This window comes from Thiomonas sp. OC7 (genome assembly GCF_900634595.1).
Lineage (GTDB): Bacteria > Pseudomonadota > Gammaproteobacteria > Burkholderiales > Burkholderiaceae_C > Thiomonas > Thiomonas arsenitoxydans.
In genome coordinates this window covers 3512848-3529686 of record NZ_LR131953.1, presented here as the reverse complement: position 1 = coordinate 3529686, position 16839 = coordinate 3512848, and the positions used below count along the sequence as shown (strand labels likewise).

The 16839-nt window shown below is 64.2% G+C and carries 18 protein-coding genes; 2 read left to right on the top strand and 16 right to left on the bottom strand.

What is annotated here, in order from left to right; genetic code table 11:
- Positions 1 to 11: 11 nt before the first annotated feature.
- The 3 genes from BIO17B3_RS16935 to BIO17B3_RS16925 are packed head-to-tail and all read right to left on the bottom strand — an operon-like array spanning position 12 to position 1932.
- On the bottom strand, positions 12 to 995 hold the full coding sequence (locus BIO17B3_RS16935; protein WP_156054903.1) for a TrbG/VirB9 family P-type conjugative transfer protein: 984 nt from the start codon (positions 993 to 995) through the stop codon (positions 12 to 14).
- Positions 992 to 1285, bottom strand: coding sequence for a hypothetical protein (locus BIO17B3_RS16930; RefSeq protein WP_156054902.1), 294 nt, complete (start codon positions 1283 to 1285; stop codon positions 992 to 994). Before BIO17B3_RS16930 ends, BIO17B3_RS16935 begins: the two co-directional genes overlap by 4 nt.
- Positions 1282 to 1932 (bottom strand): VirB8/TrbF family protein, encoded by a 651-nt coding sequence (locus tag BIO17B3_RS16925; protein WP_156054901.1) that lies wholly within the window; start codon positions 1930 to 1932, stop codon positions 1282 to 1284. Before BIO17B3_RS16925 ends, BIO17B3_RS16930 begins: the two co-directional genes overlap by 4 nt.
- Positions 1933 to 2148: 216 nt before the next feature.
- Here BIO17B3_RS16925 and BIO17B3_RS16920 point away from each other — a divergent pair, with 216 nt between their 5' ends.
- Positions 2149 to 2406 (top strand): type II toxin-antitoxin system RelE/ParE family toxin, encoded by a 258-nt coding sequence (locus BIO17B3_RS16920; RefSeq protein ID WP_156054900.1) that lies wholly within the window; start codon positions 2149 to 2151, stop codon positions 2404 to 2406.
- Complete coding sequence (locus BIO17B3_RS16915) at positions 2403 to 2771, top strand: helix-turn-helix domain-containing protein (protein ID WP_156054899.1); 369 nt, start codon at positions 2403 to 2405, stop codon at positions 2769 to 2771. The genes BIO17B3_RS16920 and BIO17B3_RS16915 overlap by 4 nt, the downstream gene beginning before the upstream one ends.
- A 48-nt stretch (positions 2772 to 2819) precedes the next feature.
- Here BIO17B3_RS16915 and BIO17B3_RS16910 read toward each other — a convergent pair whose 3' ends face one another.
- The 13 genes from BIO17B3_RS16910 to BIO17B3_RS16850 form a co-directional block, all read right to left on the bottom strand.
- Complete coding sequence (locus tag BIO17B3_RS16910; protein ID WP_156054898.1) at positions 2820 to 3062, bottom strand: hypothetical protein; 243 nt, start codon at positions 3060 to 3062, stop codon at positions 2820 to 2822.
- 1 nt (position 3063) lies between these two features.
- Positions 3064 to 4716 (bottom strand): P-type conjugative transfer protein TrbL, encoded by a 1653-nt coding sequence (gene trbL / locus BIO17B3_RS16905; RefSeq protein WP_172978994.1) that lies wholly within the window; start codon positions 4714 to 4716, stop codon positions 3064 to 3066.
- 9 nt (positions 4717 to 4725) lie between these two features.
- Positions 4726 to 5433, bottom strand: coding sequence for a P-type conjugative transfer protein TrbJ (gene trbJ, locus BIO17B3_RS16900; protein WP_156054896.1), 708 nt, complete (start codon positions 5431 to 5433; stop codon positions 4726 to 4728).
- An 11-nt stretch (positions 5434 to 5444) separates the two neighbouring features.
- Entirely contained in the window at positions 5445 to 6959 is a 1515-nt protein-coding gene (locus BIO17B3_RS16895; protein ID WP_156054895.1) for a hypothetical protein, read from the bottom strand.
- Positions 6956 to 9406, bottom strand: a complete 2451-nt coding sequence (locus BIO17B3_RS16890; protein ID WP_156054894.1) for a helicase HerA domain-containing protein — start codon at positions 9404 to 9406, stop codon at positions 6956 to 6958. The genes BIO17B3_RS16895 and BIO17B3_RS16890 overlap by 4 nt, the downstream gene beginning before the upstream one ends.
- Positions 9403 to 9702, bottom strand: a complete 300-nt coding sequence (trbD, locus tag BIO17B3_RS16885) for a conjugal transfer protein TrbD (protein WP_156054893.1) — start codon at positions 9700 to 9702, stop codon at positions 9403 to 9405. Before trbD ends, BIO17B3_RS16890 begins: the two co-directional genes overlap by 4 nt.
- Complete coding sequence (locus BIO17B3_RS16880) at positions 9699 to 9893, bottom strand: hypothetical protein (RefSeq protein WP_156054892.1); 195 nt, start codon at positions 9891 to 9893, stop codon at positions 9699 to 9701. Before BIO17B3_RS16880 ends, trbD begins: the two co-directional genes overlap by 4 nt.
- Positions 9894 to 9898: 5 nt before the next feature.
- Complete coding sequence (locus tag BIO17B3_RS16875; protein WP_156054891.1) at positions 9899 to 10252, bottom strand: TrbC/VirB2 family protein; 354 nt, start codon at positions 10250 to 10252, stop codon at positions 9899 to 9901.
- Positions 10253 to 10331: 79 nt separating this feature from the next.
- A complete protein-coding gene (locus tag BIO17B3_RS16870; protein WP_156054890.1) occupies positions 10332 to 10913 on the bottom strand; it encodes a S26 family signal peptidase in 582 nt (193 codons plus the stop codon).
- Positions 10910 to 12844, bottom strand: a complete 1935-nt coding sequence (locus BIO17B3_RS16865; RefSeq protein WP_156054889.1) for a type IV secretory system conjugative DNA transfer family protein — start codon at positions 12842 to 12844, stop codon at positions 10910 to 10912. The genes BIO17B3_RS16870 and BIO17B3_RS16865 overlap by 4 nt, the downstream gene beginning before the upstream one ends.
- Before the next feature lie 144 nt (positions 12845 to 12988).
- On the bottom strand, positions 12989 to 15367 hold the full coding sequence (locus tag BIO17B3_RS16860) for an ArdC family protein (protein WP_156054888.1): 2379 nt from the start codon (positions 15365 to 15367) through the stop codon (positions 12989 to 12991).
- Positions 15360 to 15503 carry a hypothetical protein gene (locus BIO17B3_RS16855; RefSeq protein ID WP_156054887.1) on the bottom strand — a complete coding sequence of 48 codons (144 nt, stop codon included), beginning with the start codon at positions 15501 to 15503 and terminating at the stop codon, positions 15360 to 15362. Before BIO17B3_RS16855 ends, BIO17B3_RS16860 begins: the two co-directional genes overlap by 8 nt.
- A 73-nt stretch (positions 15504 to 15576) precedes the next feature.
- Complete coding sequence (locus tag BIO17B3_RS16850) at positions 15577 to 16734, bottom strand: LPD7 domain-containing protein (RefSeq protein ID WP_232054327.1); 1158 nt, start codon at positions 16732 to 16734, stop codon at positions 15577 to 15579.
- Positions 16735 to 16839: the final 105 nt, after the last annotated feature.

Here is a 16839-nt window from a genome sequence, read left to right as displayed (position 1 = left end):
ATGGTCTCCGATCAGCGTGCCCACCAGCCGGAGTTCATCTGCCCGTGATGGCAGGTGACGCTGCGTGAGTCTTTGCCGACGCCGACGGCCAGCTTGAACTTCTGCGGCAGGCCGTCAATGACAAAGTAGCCGTGCACCAGACGGCTGTTGAGCAGCTCGGTGGTGTCGCTGGTGACGTTGAACACGGCGGGCGCGTCGGTGTAGCGCATCTTGCCCGGCATCTGCAGGTAGGTGTGACCGCCGCCTGAGAACACACGGATCGGCAACAGATCATCGTTCTCCAGGTTGGCGTGGCCGTCGTCGAGTTTGCAGGTGTAATTGAAATCCAGGGTAGAGGGATCGATCCGACCCAGCGGGGCAACGACTTCCTGCTTCTTGGCGGCAGCCTGCGCCGCTTCGGCCGCCCGCTGCTGAGCGGCCTGCTGTTCCATGTTGATGACCCGCTGCTGCGGATCGTAGAACCCGATCTGCGGCACATAATTGTGCTGGTCGCTGACCAGGGTCATGTAGTACACCCGGCCCGCATCGGTGGTGACGGCCAGATTGGTCGTCAGGCCAGCGGCGGTCGGTTTGACGACGACCACCGGCGTCTTGCCAGCATCGGCGGTCTGCACCAGCCAGCGCACGCTGTCGCCAATGGACAGGTTGGTGATGTGTTCGCCAGGCAGCAGGTTGATGACGCAGATGTGCAGCGGCGCGCAGGTGATGGTGGGCTGGCTCTGGCCGTAGGCATACATCACCATGCCGTTGGTGCCGACCATGCTGGGCGCGCTGCCGGTGTTGAGCCAGGTCTGCGCGGCCGCCGAGGTGGCTCTCCAGGACAGCGGAATCGGCGCTTTGAGGTCGTAGATCTGATGGCTGGTTTGCAGCGGGATCGATGTCGTGGTTTTGATGTTGGGCTTGGGTTGAGAGGCTGAGGCTGCCGGTGGCGCGGCGTGGGCACTGGCTGCGGTGGCCAGGATGGCCATGACGAGCAGGGATTTGGTGGGACTCATGTTTGATCCTCCTGATAGAGCAAGATGGAATTGACGAAATCGGGTCGCAGGATGCGCGGGCGCAGCACGAGGCCGAGCGCCCAGGTCGGCAGGCCGATCGCTACGAGCCAGAAGGCGTAGACAAAAGGGTTGAAGCGGTAACCCGATAAATCGAGCACGGGGGGCAGAATGAGCAGTTCTAGGGGAACGCACAGCATCAGGGCCAGGCCGATCGTCTCCAGGAAGGCGCAGACGATGTACCGCCCGGTCCACCGGGCGGAGGCTTTGCGCTGTTCCAGTCGATCGCTCACTTGGCGCCGACGACGATCTGCGTCCAGGTCACGTTCTTGACGAACAGACCCAGCGGGTTGTCGAGCATGACCTGGGGGTTGTCGGCCAGCTTGGGATCGAGGCCGGTGGTGATGTTGGCCCGCCAGTGTTCAACCGGTTTGGGCTGACCGCCCTCATAGCGCTGCTCATCCCAACCGACCTGCCAGGTGTCTTTGCTGACGGGCAGGACGCTGGTGATGGTGACGTTGACCGTGAAGTCGCCAAAGGGCGGGTGGGCGGCGTAGTAGGTGTTGAGGTAAGACCCGGCGTTGCTCCCGGCCATGGCGTAGACCTTGGCGATGAGCGCTTTCTGCGCAAGGGGATCGGGGATGACGCTTCGCGCCGTCCACACCCAGTTGGCGACCTGCGCCTCGATGATGCGCTGGCTGACGGCGTTGCCGCCCGCGGGTTGCGCCATCGCCACCGGGTTGCCCATCTTGTCGAGGGCGACGACGAAGGGCTGGATCTTGCTTTGTCCGCCAACATAGGTGATGCCGGCGACCGCAATCGCCGCGACGGCCAGGCTGGCGAAGGCGGCGAGACGCCAGGTCTTTGCGCGGGCGAGCGCGTCGCCATAACGCTCATCCCACTCGCGCCGGGCGTTGAGGTAGGGGTTGGCTTCGGCCATACCGTTCTCCAGGGTTGCGGCACCAGACATTGGCGCCTTGCCCTGACTCTGCGCGGTGGGGACAACTGCATCAGCGGGTGATGCGTCTGTCAGGGAACCCACGTCCGTGCTTTGCGCCGACGCAACTCCAACGGCGCGCTGCGCCGCCAACTCGCGCAGCGAATCAATCGAGCATTAGAGTTTGCAGAATAGTTTGCATTCCGCTAATATTGTCCCATGTACTCGATTGAATACAGCCGCGAAGCGTTCAAGAGCCTCAAGGCCATGCCACACAATCTGGTAACGACGGTGCGCGAAAAAATCGAGCAGTTGGCGGCTGCGCCCCACGGACCGAACAACAACGTGAAGAAGCTGCAGGGGCGCCCTGGCTATCGGTTGCGCGTCGGCAATTGGCGCGTGATTTACGAAATTCATGATGACCGACTGGTGGTGATGATCCTGGCGGTTGCCCCACGAGGAGGTGCGTACCAATGAGCACGATTCAATTCATCGAACGCAACGGGAAGCGGGAATACGCTGTGGTTCCGATGGCGTTGTTTGCGCGGCTCTTGCGTGCCGCCGAAAACCTGGATGACGTTGCCCTGTTCGATGCCGTGAAAGCTTCCGACGATGGATTCCGCGTGCCGGGCGCGGTCGCGCATGCCATCCTGGACGGGACCCATCCTGTCAAGGCCTGGCGCGAATACCGCGGATTCACTCAGGACACTTTGGCCGAGAAGGCCGGCATCAGCAAGGCCTATCTCAGCCAGATCGAGACGGGCAAGCGGACCGGAGTGGCCAAGACTCTCAAGGCCCTCGCATCGGCGCTAGGCGTGACGCTCAACGAATTGCAGCCATGAGTGCCGCAGTAGGGGCCAGCCACGGCCCGAACGCGCCATAGTCGCGCGTTATGGCCGCCGTCTCTCGATCGTGATCGACACGGCCATCGAGGCGGCAAAGAAAACCGACCAAATGACGGTGGCTGCGGGCGGCTTGAAGGCATGCTCCCACAGCACAGCGAACCAGACGGCGTTGACGATCTGCAGCAGCAGGATCACCAGGCTTTTGCGGTCGCGTTGAATCGCCCGGGAAAGACTCGCACCGATTTCATCGGCGACCTGCCTGCGTAGGCGGTTCTTGTCGTCAGCCATGTCAGTGCTCCACATGGCCGAGGCGGATCTGAATGCCGCTGCCACCCCCGCCCTCGTGGCGGGCGATGTCGTCTTTCGTGTCCGCAACCTTGCCGACGTTGTCTTTCAGCACGTCGAACGGGTCGCGGTCCGATTTGCCTGGCGGCTTGTCCAGATCAGTCCGCCCGCTCTCGCCGGATGGTGCGCCAAGCGCATCGATGGGGCCTTTCGGTGGGGCGCTCGGTGCTGGTGAAGGTTGCGCCGGTGCGGGTGTCGCAGAAGGACGCAACGGTGTGCTCGACGGGCCGCTGATCCCCTTGCCCTCCATCATTGCTTGAGCCGCCTGGCCCATGCGAGCGGTATTGGCTCCGACGCTGCCCGCACCGGCCAGCGACCCGGCAGGCGTGCCGGAAGTTGGGGCTGACGTGGAAGCACCGCCGCCTTTCGCTCCGCCTCCGATGGAACCCATCATGCCGCCTGCGGGCTTGCCGCCTGAGCCTGTCATCTGTCCAAGTGCGGCAAGCTTTTCTGCGCCGGCAATGGCACCGCCCGCGCCCGAGGCGCCGCCGCCCGAGGCGCCGCCGCCCGAACCGGCGCCAAGCAACCCGGCCATTTTGTCGAGGCCTTTCGCGCCGCTGGCGTAGGCCGCAACACCTGCCGCGCCTGCTGCGGCCATGCCGCCAGCAATGGCTGCCGCACCGCCCGCCACATTGCCCAGCGACATATTGGGCGAGCCATTCATCAGGCTGCCCGCAAGGCCGGGCGCTTGCATGCCGATGACCCCGTAGATGAGCATGCTGACGCCGACAGTCAACAGGTCGGTCGGCGGAAGCGACTTCCCGGTGTATTGGGCGATGTAGGCCAGTTCGCTGTTGATGAGATTCTGTCCGAGCCCGATGATGGCATAGATCATCAGCAGTTTGATGCCCACGCTGACCAGGTAGCCGATGTATTTCTCGCCGAAGCTGCTGGTCAGGCCGGATCCCGTGAAGCCCAGCATCACCAGGCCTGCCCCGCCGACCAGATAGGTCTCGATCAGCGTCATCAACAGTTGCAGCGCAACGAGGCCGAATCCGATCAGGGCCAGCAGCGAGGTGATGGCGATGATGATGGCCAGGAACAGGTTGCTGCCAATGTTGAGGAGACCGCCCGGCGCTTTGTTGTAGACCTCATAGAGCTGGTGCACCACGGAGAACGCCATCGACATCACGCCAGAGGGCGATGCGGTTGCCGCGCTCGATCCGCCGATGGCTTGACCCATGTCCATGAAGCTCGACGTGATCAGCGGCATCCACGTCGGCGCGTGCTTGACGATGGTGTAGAAGAAGGCGATGGAGGCGATCTTCAGGGTGGCTCCGGCGATGAAGTCGGCCAGGTCGTTTTTCTTGAGAACCTGCTTGATCCCCCACCAAGACAAATCCATGGCGGCCAGCGCCGTGAATATCTTGAAGGCGTAGCCCTGCGCCGTGGTCATCCACCCCGTGGTCGCGGCTTGAAACTGGGAGCTGATGGTGTCAAGGTATCCCTGGCCCCCTGGGCCGCCTGTCGGGGTGGGCGCAGGCGCGGCGTGCGCACTGACCGCCACCGCGAGCAGGAGCATCAACCCGGCCGCAACGGCCCATTGCGTGCGGGTCGGAAGGGTAATTCGCCAAGTTGCGGCGGTGGCAGGTCGCATCATGGCTCCTCAGAATGCGCCCGGCCCGGTGGGCGCGGTCAGAATGGGCGTCACGCTGTTGGACTGATTCACCTGCGTATGCGCCTGCATGGCCATGTAGTTCAGCATGGCCTGATTCCCGGCCTGAATGTCGGATTGCAAGCCTTGCAGCTGGTTGACCATCAGCCCGGCGATCTGGTTGCCGGCCTGCATGACCTGCATGCGCCCGGCGGCGGACTGGCTGGCATCCTGAATCTGCTGGAGCGCTGATTGCGTCGTCTGGAACTTCTGTGCATTGAGCCCATATTGCTGGAGAACGCCGGAGATTTGGCTATCGAGATCGCCGGTCCACTTCTGCAGGCTGGCGTTGTAGTTACCAAGCACGCTATCGGGTGCGCCGAACTGTTGCTGCACGGCGGCCACCGTGTTCTGCGCGGCATAACTCAGCCCCTTGGCCTGTCCGACGAGCTGCACAAGCTGCTGAAGCTGCCCGGACACGTTCGGCCACATCTGCATCGGCAGGCTCTTGAGATTCAGCGCCTGGTTGTACAGGCTCTGGAAACCTTGCTGCACCTGCTGAATGGCGTTGTTGAGCTGCTCGACCATCGTCGCCTCCTGCACGATTTGCTCAGGCAGGGTCGCCCCGGCGATTGCGCCGGAGGCGTGGGCGCTGGGCATCGCCGCAAGGCCGGCCAGGGACAAAGCGATGGCAATCAGGGATTTGTTCATTGTCTTCATGGTGGATTTCCTCACTGGGCCGCAACAGCGGCGTTGATCGATTGCATCGTGGCGTTGAACGAGGTGACGGCAGATTGCGCCGCGGCGTCGTTCATGGCTTGGGCCTGCCCCGTGGTGTCGGCCTGTACGGCAGCGGCAGACTGGTTCTGGCGGTCTTCGTCCTGTTGCAGCTGGTCGCCATACCAGGACGCCCAGGTCGCGTTCTGGTCGGCCTCCTGCCCGGCAATATCTGCCGCGCCCTGCCAGGCTTGCTGCGCGCCGTAACTCGGTGCTGCGGAGGCGTTCGCTAGATCGGTCTGCTGGATCGACCGTGCCGCCTGTTCCTGCTTGGAATACATCTGGCCGGACGACCAGTCCTGCGCGCCTTGCCAGGTCGCGTCGGTGTTTTCCTGAGCGTGCTGGATTTGCTGCTGGTTCTGGCTTGATTCCACCGACTGGTAGCTGGCGTCGTTCGTGACGGTGTAGGGCGTCTGGCCGACCGCAGTCGGCAGGCTGGCCGAGGTCTGCTGCTGCACGCCGGTCATCTGTCCGATCTGCTGCTGCACCTGGTCAAAGGACTGCTTGGCCGCTTGCGTGCTCGCAGCGATGTACGTCACGGCCAGCGCCGGTGCTGCCGCCATTTGCGCGGCGTAGAGGCTGTTGGCCGTGGATTGCGCGGCGGCGTTGACGCCCCACCAGTACGCAGCGCAGCCGGGATTCCACCCCGAGCAGGCTGCGGCGGCCTGTGCGGCATGAGCGGCCGTGATGTTGGCGGTCTGCTCGCCCATCGCCATACCTGCCATGACGGCTTGCGGGGCGGCGGCTGCGGCCAGATAGCCGATGTCGGCGCTGTGGCTGGACGCGGCTTGCTGCACCTGCCCTTGCTGCACGCCGGTCTGCTGCTGGACGCTGGACAGGCCCTGCTGGGCGCTGGTCTGGCTGGTCTGGCTGGTCTGGCTGGTCTGGCTGGACTGATTGGCCTGTGCGGACGTGTCGGCCTGCGCCTGCGGCACGTCGTTGTTCATCAGCGTGTCGTAACTCGATTGCTGCGACTGGGTGGACTGCTGGGCCAGCGCGCCCTGCTCATTGGAGAGGGCGGTTTGCTGGCTGCTCGTGGACTGCGCCTGATTGGCGGCGTCGAGCCAGGCTTGATAGGCGTCGCCGTCCTGCTGCGCCCGGTTCGACCAGTAGGTGGCTTGATTGGCCGCGTCCTGAGCCTGCTGGGCGTACTGATCCGCCATGGTCTGATCCGAAGCCGAGTTGGCGGCAGCTTGCGCAGAAGATGCCTGTGACTGGTAGTAGGCGACATTCGCCAGATCGGTCTGCCAGACGCCGTACATCTGCTGCGCGTTCTGCTGATCCTGCTGCGCAATATCGCCCGCAACACCTGCTGCGCTGCTGTAGGCGGACTCAAGCGTCCTGGCCGTGCCAGCGGTGTAGGTCGATCCGAGGTTGGTCTGGCTGTCGGCCTTGATGGACGCCTGTCCATCGGCCCAGGCCAGCAACGGCAAGGCCGCAAGCGAGGCGGCGAGAAGGCTCTTTTTCATTCGTACGACTCCCAAAGTTCTGCGGCGTGGTTTTGGCCGCGTTCGCGCAGCCATTGGGCGGGCCACGCATCGCCAAGGGTCTCGCGCAGTTGCCGGATGCGAGCGATGTCGTTTTTGCCGCTGGCCCCGACGAAGGCCAGTTCGGGGCTGGTCAGGCCAAGATCGAACAGACGGCACCCGTCTGGGTGCATGACGTAGTACTGTCGCTTCGGAGTGGCAAAGGCCAGAATCTGGATTTGCCGGGCGTTGAGCCCCACGCCCTCATACAGGGGGCGGATGTTCTCGGTCTCGGCCTCGGGGTTGGGCAGAAAAATTTTGGTCGGGCAAGACTCGAAGATCACATCGGCGATGCCCGATCGCACCAAGTCGGTCAGGGACTGCGTGGCGAACACCACGGCCACATTCGCCTTGCGCAGCACTTTGAGCCATTCCCTGATCTTGGCCTTAAACGCGGGATGGCTGAGCATGATCCAGGCTTCATCGAGGATCAAAAGAGTGGGCTGCCCATTGAAACGCTGCTCGATACGGTGGAACAGATAGGTCAGCACCGGCAGCACGAGCTTGTCGCCCTTGTTCATCAGGTGCTCCATCTCGAAGACCTGGAACACATCCTGCCCCAGGCTGTCGGTTTCGGCATCGAGCAGGTGGCCGGCCATGCCGCGCAGGGTGTAGGCCTGCAGGGCTTCGCGCAGGCTCTGATCCTGCAGCAGCACCAGGAAGTTGGTCAGGGTGCGCTGCGCCATCTTCTCGGTCGAGGCACCGAGCTGGGTGATCGCGCGGAACAGCTCCTGGCGATGGTGAGGCAACATCTTGACGCCCTGCAGCTCGCACAGTTGTTCCAGCCATTCGGCGGCCCACACACGCTCAGCAGGCTCATCGACCCGGCCCAGTGGACAAAAGGCCAGATCACCCTGCTCGCCCGCGATGTCGTAGTGCTCGCCGCCGACCGCCCAGCACAGCGGCAGCATCGAATACCCCTTGTCGAAGACGAAGACCTGTGCGCCCGGATAACGAAATTGCTGCGCCGCCACGAGGGCCAGCAGCGTGCTCTTTCCAGCGCCGGTCGGACCGAGGATGGCACTGTGACCAAGATCGCTCGCGTGCAGGCTGAGGGTGAAGGGCGTGCCCCCGTCGGTCTTGGCCTGCAGCAGCGGCGGGCTGTTTGGCGGGTAGAACGGACACGGGTTGTGCTCCGGCCCGGCCCAGACGGCGGTCAGCGGCAGCAGGTGGGCCAGGTTGAGAGTGTGAATGATGGGGCGGCGCACATTGGCGGCGGTGTTGCCCGGCAACGTGCCCAGATAGGCCTCGACCGCGTTCACGTCTTCCACGCGGGCGCCGAAGCCGCGGTTTTCGATGAGCTTGACCATCTCGCGCGTGGACTCGTCCAGGATTTCCGGGTCTTCGTGCGAGAGCAGCAGGACACTGGTGTAGTAGCCGAACAGCACCATGCCGCTGGACGCTTCGGCCAGCGCCTGCACCGCGTCGTTCGCCATGCGATCGGCGTCGGCGTTGATGTGGGTGGCCTGGCCGCCGGCGTTTTCACGCAGCAGGTTCATCATGCTCTTGCGCTTTTGTGCCCACTTGCTGCGGTATTTGTTGAGCGTCTTCTCGGCCTGGCCGGGATCGAGATAGATGAAGCGGCTGCTCCAGCGGTACGACACCGGCAGCCGTGAGAGCATGTCCAGAATGCCGGGGAAACTCTCAGGCGGCAGACCGGTCAGCGCGATGCAGGACAGGCTGCGACGGTCGATACGGGGGATGAACCCCGTGGTGAAGTCGTGCTGGCCGAGCACGGCGTCCAGGTACATGGGTACTTGCGCCATGCGGAAGGGGCGGCGATCCGGCAACAGGCTCACGCACTGTTCCAGATGGGCCAGCAACGGACTGGTGAGGACGCCGGTGCGAGGGTCGAAGTTGTCTTTGAGACGGTGGATCTCCAGCAGGGTCGAGAGGCGGGATTCCAGTTCCCGGATCTGCTCCTTGAAGCGTTCAAGATTGCGGCTGGCCGTGGCTTTGACCCGGCCCTCGACAAACAGATCGGCCGTTTTGCTCGCTGCGTCGGGCATGGGGAACCAGGTGACGGTGAGAATGAACCGGCTGCGGTAGCCCACGAAGCTGCGCTCGTGGCTGTTGCGGCGGACGTCGTCGATCAGTCGTGTGGTGCGGTCGGGGAACGCGCCGGGCGGGGCGTAGCCCGGTGCGGGCGCGCGCACCGCGTCGCAGTGCAGAACCCAGCCGTCACCCAGTTTCAAGGCCGCGTTGACGCGGGCAGCCATCGCCCCGAGTTCTTCCTGCGTGGAAGAGTCCAGATCAGGGCCGTGGTACTCCCAGGCGGCCATCAGGCCCCCGCTCTTGGTCAGCACGACGCCGTTGTCCACCAGCGCCGCCCAGGGCAGCAGGTCGGGCAGGCTGTAGGCGGCAGAGCGGAACTCCTTGAACGCCATCATGACCGCACCTCGCGATCCTTGGCGAAGGGGCTGGCCTTCGCCGGGTAGTAGCGGCGATATTTGAGCAAGCGTCCGCCGGTTTTTGACAGGATGGGGTCGTAGGCGGCCGCGCGGGAGAGCGCCCACTGGCCGACCATCCACAGCGTGACGCCGATGACAGCGGCCCAAAGCTTGGCCAGCGAGAAGATGAAAATGCCCGCCACGATGGTCAGCAGCAGAACCAGTTGGCGTTCACCGCCCATCATCAGGATGGGACGATTGAGCGAGTCATGAATCGGGGTTTTGGTGTCGTTCATTGCGGAACTCCGGTCACGCGGTCAGTGAATTCAGTGAGGTCGGCCGTGTGGCGCAGCGCCGCCACGATCTGCGGCAACTCCCAGCCCTGCTCGACCAGGGCCTGCACGACGGCGATCAGGACTTCGGGCAGTTGGGGGCAGGGAGTCGCCTCCCCGCCGCGCACGGCATCGGTGTTGGAGGGGCGAATCATGGGGTTCAGAACACCAGGGCGCCGGTCAGTCCGAGCACCTGGAGGAACTTGTTGCCCAGGACGATGAAGGCCACGCCGAGTACGACGTACAAGGCTTTCTTGGCAATGCCCCCGAGTTCTTCGCCGAACACCAGGGCGGCACCCGCAGCCAGAAAGGCGATGACGCTGATGGCCGTGGCCACCGGGCCGGTCAGGTCGTTCTGCAGGGTGCTGACCGCGCTGTCCCACGGCAAGCCGCCTGCGCCGGTGGCGAAGGCGTTGGCCATGGTGGCGGCGAATACGGCGGAGGTCAGAACCAGGCGACGCACGACAGCGGCGCGCAGGCGGTGGTGGATGGAAAGCGTTTTGAGACGTTTCATGATGAGGCCTTTCAGAATGGGGAACGGGACACCTGACGTTGGCGCCCTGCCCGGACTCTGCGGGCTGGGGACAACTGCATCAGCGGGTGATGCGGCGAATGTCATTTCGGGTGATCGGCCCCCAGTAGCGGCTGTCGAAACTCTGGGCGGCCAGCGCTGGACGGGCGCCGCTGCCATATACCCAGAACTGATCGGGGCCGAGGGTGAACACGCCGTGCTGGTGAGGCAGATGCACCTCTGGAAAGCTCGGGGAGTCGGGAAGCTGGCCGCTGTGAGGGAGGGTCTTGCCGTTAATGGTCACGGCCTGAGGAGTGACGGTGATGCGGTCGCCGGGCAGACCGACGATCTGCTTGAACATCGGCATGCCGCCGCCCGGGCAGTCGCCTTTCATATAAAAGGGGAAGGCCTGCGGCGTCACCGAGGCCGGGGGGCAGAACTCGGCGCGTTCGGCGCGGACGATGCGGGAATTTGCCGTGACGGGCAGCAGGCGATACAGGCCGAGAGGCTCGCTCTCGGTCCAGTTGACCCGCCAGCCGAGCCACCCAAGGAGGTTGATGGCCAGGGCGGTCGTTGCCAGCGCCGCGATGGGGATGAGGAGGCGATGCCAGTGCGGCCGACTGCGGCATGAGATCGCCTGTTCGAGGGCGTAGGGAATGCTCATGCCAGTCTCCCCGTTGATGCCGCCGCGCCGAGCTTGATGCGCTCGACCAGCGCTGCGTCCTGGTAATACTTGATTTTCTGGCAGTAAACGGGGGCGTGACCTGCGACGAAGACCAGCTCGTCGTCGGGCGGCAGGCGCATGCACTCGTCGGGGGTCAACAGCGGGCGCTGCACGATCTGCTCATTGGTGTTGACGTTCTGCAGCACCACCGCAAGCCGGTTGCCGCTGTATTGCCGCTGGGTGTGGCTGACGGTGGCCTGACCGGCCATCTTGCTCAGCAGCTCGGCCGTCTCGATCTTGTTCGGCGCATAGGCCACGCGGATGTGGCAGTTGCTGATGATGGATTCATCCTTGCCATAGGCGGCAAAGAGCTGGCTCAAGTCCTGCACGATCAACAGGGCCTTGAGTCCGTAGCCGGCTATGAAGGCAAGCGCCTCCTGGAAGATGTCGAGCTTGCCCAGACTGGGGAATTCGTCGAGCAGCAGCAGGAGACGATGGGGGTAGCGACTCTTGCTCGCCCCGCCGGCATCGAAGTCCATGCCCTCAGTCAGTCGCCGCACGACCTGATTGATGACCAGGCGCAGCAGGGGCTTGAGGCGATCCTTGTCGCTGGGCGGCACCACCAGATACAGCGCCGTCTTCCTGGGTTCCGGCTTGCCGTCCACATCAGCGCCGCCCATGATGCTTTCCAGGGTGAAATCGGAGACGCGGGTGTTGTCGGCGACGATGGGGTCGCGGTAGAGGGAGAGAAAGGACAGCGCGGTGGACAGCACGCCCGAGGCTTCGTTCGGCGCCTTGTTCAGGAAGGACTGGCTGGCCTGCGCCACAGCGGCCCAGCCGGTACGTGCATGGGGATCGTCGGTCTGTGCGCCTTTCTCCAGGGCGACATCGCGGATGTAGGTCATCACGGCCTGCGAGCCTTCCATCGGCTCGGCGTCCTCACCTTGATTGCGCTCGGCCGCTTCCCGGGCGATGTCGCGGATCGGGCCGCCGTCCGAGAGGATGGCCTGCACGGTATGCAGGCAACGCAGGCGCGCGTCGGGGCCTTTGCCGTCCCAGTAGAGCAAGACAAACAGCACCACCCCGGTCATGAGGTCGAAGCCGGTCTTGGCCCAGTGGTCGTTCAGGCCCTTGCCGTCAGGATCGACGATCATGGTGGCGATGTTCTGCACATCTTTGACCAGGTTGCCGTCCATGCGGATTTCCTGCAAGGGGTTGAAGCGGGCGGAGTCGGGAGAGGTCGGGTCGAACTTGATGGCACGCTGCCCCAGCACTTTCTCGCGAAAGCCGCTGGTCAGCGCCCAGTTCTCGCCCTTGATGTCATGCACCAGGACGGATTGATCCCAGTTCAGCAAGGTGGGGATGACGATGCCCACGCCCTTGCCGGAGCGGGTGGGCGCGAACACCATCATGTGTTCCGGCCCCTTGTGACGCAGATAGCGCACCTGCGGGCCGTCGTTCCAGGCGCCAAACAGCACCCCGCCCTTGTTTTTGTCGTCGGGCAGGATGGCTGCGGCGGCGACTTCCGGGGCGGCGGCCCAGTGCGCCGAGCCATGTAGATCGTTGCGTTCGGCGTCGGCCTTGCGTGAGCGGCGGTAGGCGATGCCCACAGGTAGCACCAGGGAGAGGAAGCCGCCGACGCCCATGATGAGGTGGGCGCGTTCCAGGATGTCCAGCACGGCCTGGCCGTATTCGATGCGGTTGTATTTGAAGGTCCAGATCAGGATGTCGTAGGGGGCATAGAGCCACGGCGGGATCATGGGCGCACCCAGTGCCGGGGTGAAACCGAAGGCCCAGGCGGCGTATTCGGTGGCCGCCCAGGTGGACAGCAGCACGATCATGATGAACAGGCCCAGACCCGTCCAGACGAAGCGGGTGATGTCTTTCTGCGCCTTGGGGATGTGGTAGATGGCTTCGGATGCGGTGCTCATGGTCGTGCTGCCTGGAAAGGTTTGGGGGCGGCCCGTGACGTGGGCCAGTCGGCGTGCGCCCCGGCAAGGATCGCCAACAGGGGGGAAGGAATCCGGTCGCGCGCTGCGGCGGTTTTGCGCCACCGGCCGCTGGGCGTGCTGGGTTCAGCGTTCCATCGCCGCGGCCTTGCGGTTCGACTGGCGCAGACGGGGATGGGGACGGGCTGGGCGCTCGGGTTTGTCAGCCTCGGGCGCTTCGGAGGATTTCTCGGCGGATCGATCGGGCGCGCTGGACTTGTCCTTGCCTGCTCCCTGCTCAGCCTGCTTCATCACCTGATACTCGGCTGCCTTGCGGTCTTCCTTGGCGAGCATCTGACGATGCTCTTCGATTGCCGGCGCGAACTTCTCTTTCAGATCGGGGTATTCGTCAAGTACCTGCTGAGGCGGCATGCTCTTTGGTTCCATGCCCGGCGGATGAACCGCATCAGGCATGTTGTCGTACAGCGCGTTGTTGACCCGGTTTTTGTGCATCATGCGCAGCGCATCGTTCGCGGTCGGGCCCTCGGCGTAGCCCATCAGTTCGCCGCGCTGCGCGCTGCCGTTGAACACGGCCCATTCCCGCCCATGGTTAGGGCCGAGTTTCTGCGCCGTGGCAACGGTGGCGAACTCGGCAAAGGTCAGTTCGTGAGGCTGCTTGGACAGCAATTCATTTTCACGCAGAAGTGCCTCCTGCATCCTGTCGTGCGCCGGGGGCGCGGGTTGAACCTCGGGTTCGCCCTTGCCGCGAATGGCCGTCAAGCCCAGACTTTTTCCATGCTCAGCCATCAGAAGCTGTTTGGCCGCCCGGTCGAGTTCCGCGACGCGCTCCGTGGGCGACAAGCCGTCCTTGACGGGGACGGGAATGTCGTCCCATCCCTGTGCGATCACAAAGCCACTGGACCGGGTATTGACGTTCAGGATTTTTTCGACGGTTCCCTTGCCGTGCGTGAACTCGCCGCCTTTGCTCTTGTCCTTGTCCAGCAGGAAGGTCTTTTCATAAGACCCATGCGGGGTGGATTTCCAGCCGCTGGCTTCCAGGGCTTCGTGCAGGGTTGGCGGTTTTCCAGTGGGTTTGCCTGCATCTGGATTCAGCCCGCCGTCCACGCTCGGGCCGATGTCTTTTTCTCGCACCAGGAAGGAATAGGTTGCCATCTCGGTGAGCAAGCCTTCATGCCGACCCATGAAGGGCTCGGACATGGAGACCGGCCAGCCGACGCCTTTCTTTCCGACCCAGTCCTTGACGCAGGCGGCTTCGCTGTCGCCCAGTCCGCTTTCATCGCGGTTGACCAGAGCGCTGCCCCAATGCGCGGGGGCGTCGATCTCGACGGTCTTGAGCTTGCCTTGCGCCAGTTCGGGTTGCGGCGCAGAGTCTGCCGCCCGTTCCGCCACCTCCGCCGTAGTCTGCCGCTCCTGCGTGACCTGCAAGGCCTGCTCTTTGGCGAGCACATAGTCCACCGCCTTGCCCGCTTCTGCTGCAGCCCGGAAGATTTCGTTCTTGTCGTTCTTGAGCACCTTGGCCCAATCCTGAACGTAGGCGGCGTGACGTTCGGCGTCATGCGGAATGCCGGTCTGGGCGGCGGCGAACAGGCTGAACATCTCGGCGCGTAGCTCTTCCTTGGCGTAGCCCTCGGAGCCGAAGCGGTGACCGCCGGTGATGCCTTCACGATTCAGACGGTGCGCTGCGCCGGTGGCATGGCCGATCTCGTGCAGCAGCGTGCCGTAGTAGCGCGCTGCGCCCTCCTCCTTGCCCAGCTCGGAATTGAAGGCGCCGCGTGGAGGGAGAACCACCTGGTCACGCTTGGGCGAATAGAAGGCGTGCTCGGGATGCTCGCCGTAGCTGAGTGCATCGCGCGCCATGGCCTCCTTGATCGACTCGCCACGCGTCACCGGGTCGAAGGTCGGCGCGGGTGCCAGGGGCTCCAGTTTCAGCCCCTCGCATTGTGCGACGTTGAACACGGTGTGGACGCGAGAAGTCCAGGTGTCGAGCTCGCGCGCCTTGTCCCAGCTCAGATGTTGCGGGCCTTGTTCGGTGCGGCGCTGCACGCGCAGATCGGTGGTCTTGACGTGCAGGGTGGCGTCCTTGTCCGTCGGCATGCCGACCTCTGCCCGGCCGTTCTTCTCGCTGAACACCTTCACCCGCATGCCGTTGAGCGTGACGCTGATGTCCTTTCGGGCATAAAAGGGTTGCTCTTTCCACAGCTCGACGGGCAGGCCGTGTTCGCCCTTTTTGATGCGCCCGCCCAGGGCGTTGATCTGCTTGACGGTGCCATAGCGCGGATCGGTGTAACCTCGATCGGCTTGCTCCAGCATCAGCATGAGGCGGTTGCCGCCACGGTATTCCCGGCCGGTTTCCATATTGCGCGGCAGACCTGCCCGCAACGCGGCAAAGGGCTTGTCCCAGGGAATCTGTCCCTGCTCCAAGGTCTGAACGAGTTTGTCGGTCAGTTCCTGGCGCAGGTCGCGCGGCGGTTTGACGGGGTGATCGGGTTTGATGTTCTCAGCCATGATCAGCCTCCGTTTGCGTGTCATCTTCGAAGTCCGCGCCGAGCGCTTCGGCCGTGGCGCGGTCAGAGACGAAGATGGACTCAAACTCGGGGGCGCCGTCCGCAGGGACGACGGCTGGGGTTTCGGGGTTTTGCATGACGGGCTCCTGTGAGATAGGCCGTGGCGCACGACGCGCCACGGAAAGACTCTGTGGAGTGGGGACAGGAGGCTCAGCCGCCCAGGCTCATGTCGCGGCTGGGTTGCCGCGGTCGGGAACGGACAGGCGCGCGCTGCGGCGCTTCGACCTCGCGTTCTTCGGCGCGCTCATGGGTGGCGATCTCGCGTTCGACGATCTTTTCCTGCGCCTTTTCTTCGGTGCGCTCTTGCTTTTGTTCCTGCGCTTCGCGTTTTTTCAGCTCTTCGTCGATGTTGCGGGTGCGTAGTTGTTGCTGAAGCTGTTCCCGTTCGGTCTCGATCTTGGCCCACATGCGCTCGGTCACGCGCTCGCCCAGCGGAGTGAGGCGATCCTGGTCGTCGATCAGGCGGGTCTGATCGTCATGGCCCTGCAGTTGGATGCGCTGCTCTGGCGTGAGTGGCTGATCGCGCGAGGCGCGGTCGAGGGCGTCGAAGCCGCGGATGTCGAGCTTGCCGAGCAAGGCTTCGGCCTGCATGGCTTGTGCATCGACGGTGTAGGCGCGCCTGTCGCCGCCATGATCTGCACGGGCCGCTTCGACGCTGCCCTTGCCGACTGCTGGCGCGGTGAGTCTTGTGTCTGCACCGAGTTCTTCGCTCTGCAGGGTTTGCAGGCGGCCGAGCTGCCAGGTCTGTTGCAGTTCGGGGTTCTGCACTTTCAGTCCCATGCGACCGGCAATCTCGGCAGCGCGCTGCTGGAATTCGCGGCTGCCGTTGAGTTGCAGCCCTTTGTCCATGTCGTACTTCTGCTCGGCAAGACGCAGGGCGGCCTCGATCTCGCGGTCATCGACGTGGTAGAGATCGACCCGCTCGCCGCGGTCTGTCATCACCCGCTCGCCATCGCGCGCATAGTGAACGCACTTCGGCGGTCCGTCCTCGATGTCGTGGGTCAGGCCATCGAGCACTTCGGGTTCCATCGCGGCGGTGCGCCGGCCCCGGATGCTTTGCTGCGCGGGATCGCGGCGTTTTTCCTGTTCGAGCAGGCGGGCGGCCACGGGGTCGTGTTCGGCGCGAGGTTCCAGAAACTCGCGCAGGGTCGGAACAAGAGGCAGGCTGCTGGCCAGGGTCTTGCGCTCGGCGGCCTGCTGTTTCTGCAGATGCTCGATTTGCTTGGCGGCCTCGAACGTCTGCACATCGGGATCGCCCCCGTTCTTGACGGTTTCTGCGCGTTGCTGGGCCAGACCCCCGATGGCCACCCTAATTCCCCCATCTGTGGCCACCTCAAACTCCCCCACCCTGGCCACGGCGCGATGAGGTGCTGAAGCCGGCGATTTCGCCGGCGGCCTGAGGTCTGGCAGGAC

What these genes read in the sequence shown, in the direction of transcription:
- BIO17B3_RS16865 (WP_156054889.1), bottom strand. Translation starts at nt 12,844, where the DNA reads ATGAGCACCGCATCCGAAGCCATCTACCACATCCCCAAGGCGCAGAAA.
- BIO17B3_RS16915 (WP_156054899.1), top strand. Translation starts at nt 2,403, where the DNA reads ATGAGCACGATTCAATTCATCGAACGCAACGGGAAGCGGGAATACGCT.
- BIO17B3_RS16935 (WP_156054903.1), bottom strand. Translation starts at nt 995, where the DNA reads ATGAGTCCCACCAAATCCCTGCTCGTCATGGCCATCCTGGCCACCGCA.
- BIO17B3_RS16920 (WP_156054900.1), top strand. Translation starts at nt 2,149, where the DNA reads ATGTACTCGATTGAATACAGCCGCGAAGCGTTCAAGAGCCTCAAGGCC.
- BIO17B3_RS16895 (WP_156054895.1), bottom strand. Translation starts at nt 6,959, where the DNA reads ATGAAAAAGAGCCTTCTCGCCGCCTCGCTTGCGGCCTTGCCGTTGCTG.
- BIO17B3_RS16910 (WP_156054898.1), bottom strand. Translation starts at nt 3,062, where the DNA reads ATGGCTGACGACAAGAACCGCCTACGCAGGCAGGTCGCCGATGAAATC.
- BIO17B3_RS16880 (WP_156054892.1), bottom strand. Translation starts at nt 9,893, where the DNA reads ATGATTCGCCCCTCCAACACCGATGCCGTGCGCGGCGGGGAGGCGACT.
- BIO17B3_RS16870 (WP_156054890.1), bottom strand. Translation starts at nt 10,913, where the DNA reads ATGAGCATTCCCTACGCCCTCGAACAGGCGATCTCATGCCGCAGTCGG.
- BIO17B3_RS16890 (WP_156054894.1), bottom strand. Translation starts at nt 9,406, where the DNA reads ATGATGGCGTTCAAGGAGTTCCGCTCTGCCGCCTACAGCCTGCCCGAC.
- BIO17B3_RS16875 (WP_156054891.1), bottom strand. Translation starts at nt 10,252, where the DNA reads ATGAAACGTCTCAAAACGCTTTCCATCCACCACCGCCTGCGCGCCGCT.
- BIO17B3_RS16860 (WP_156054888.1), bottom strand. Translation starts at nt 15,367, where the DNA reads ATGGCTGAGAACATCAAACCCGATCACCCCGTCAAACCGCCGCGCGAC.
- trbJ (WP_156054896.1), bottom strand. Translation starts at nt 5,433, where the DNA reads ATGAAGACAATGAACAAATCCCTGATTGCCATCGCTTTGTCCCTGGCC.
- BIO17B3_RS16855 (WP_156054887.1), bottom strand. Translation starts at nt 15,503, where the DNA reads ATGCAAAACCCCGAAACCCCAGCCGTCGTCCCTGCGGACGGCGCCCCC.
- BIO17B3_RS16925 (WP_156054901.1), bottom strand. Translation starts at nt 1,932, where the DNA reads ATGGCCGAAGCCAACCCCTACCTCAACGCCCGGCGCGAGTGGGATGAG.
- trbD (WP_156054893.1), bottom strand. Translation starts at nt 9,702, where the DNA reads ATGAACGACACCAAAACCCCGATTCATGACTCGCTCAATCGTCCCATC.
- trbL (WP_172978994.1), bottom strand. Translation starts at nt 4,716, where the DNA reads ATGCGACCTGCCACCGCCGCAACTTGGCGAATTACCCTTCCGACCCGC.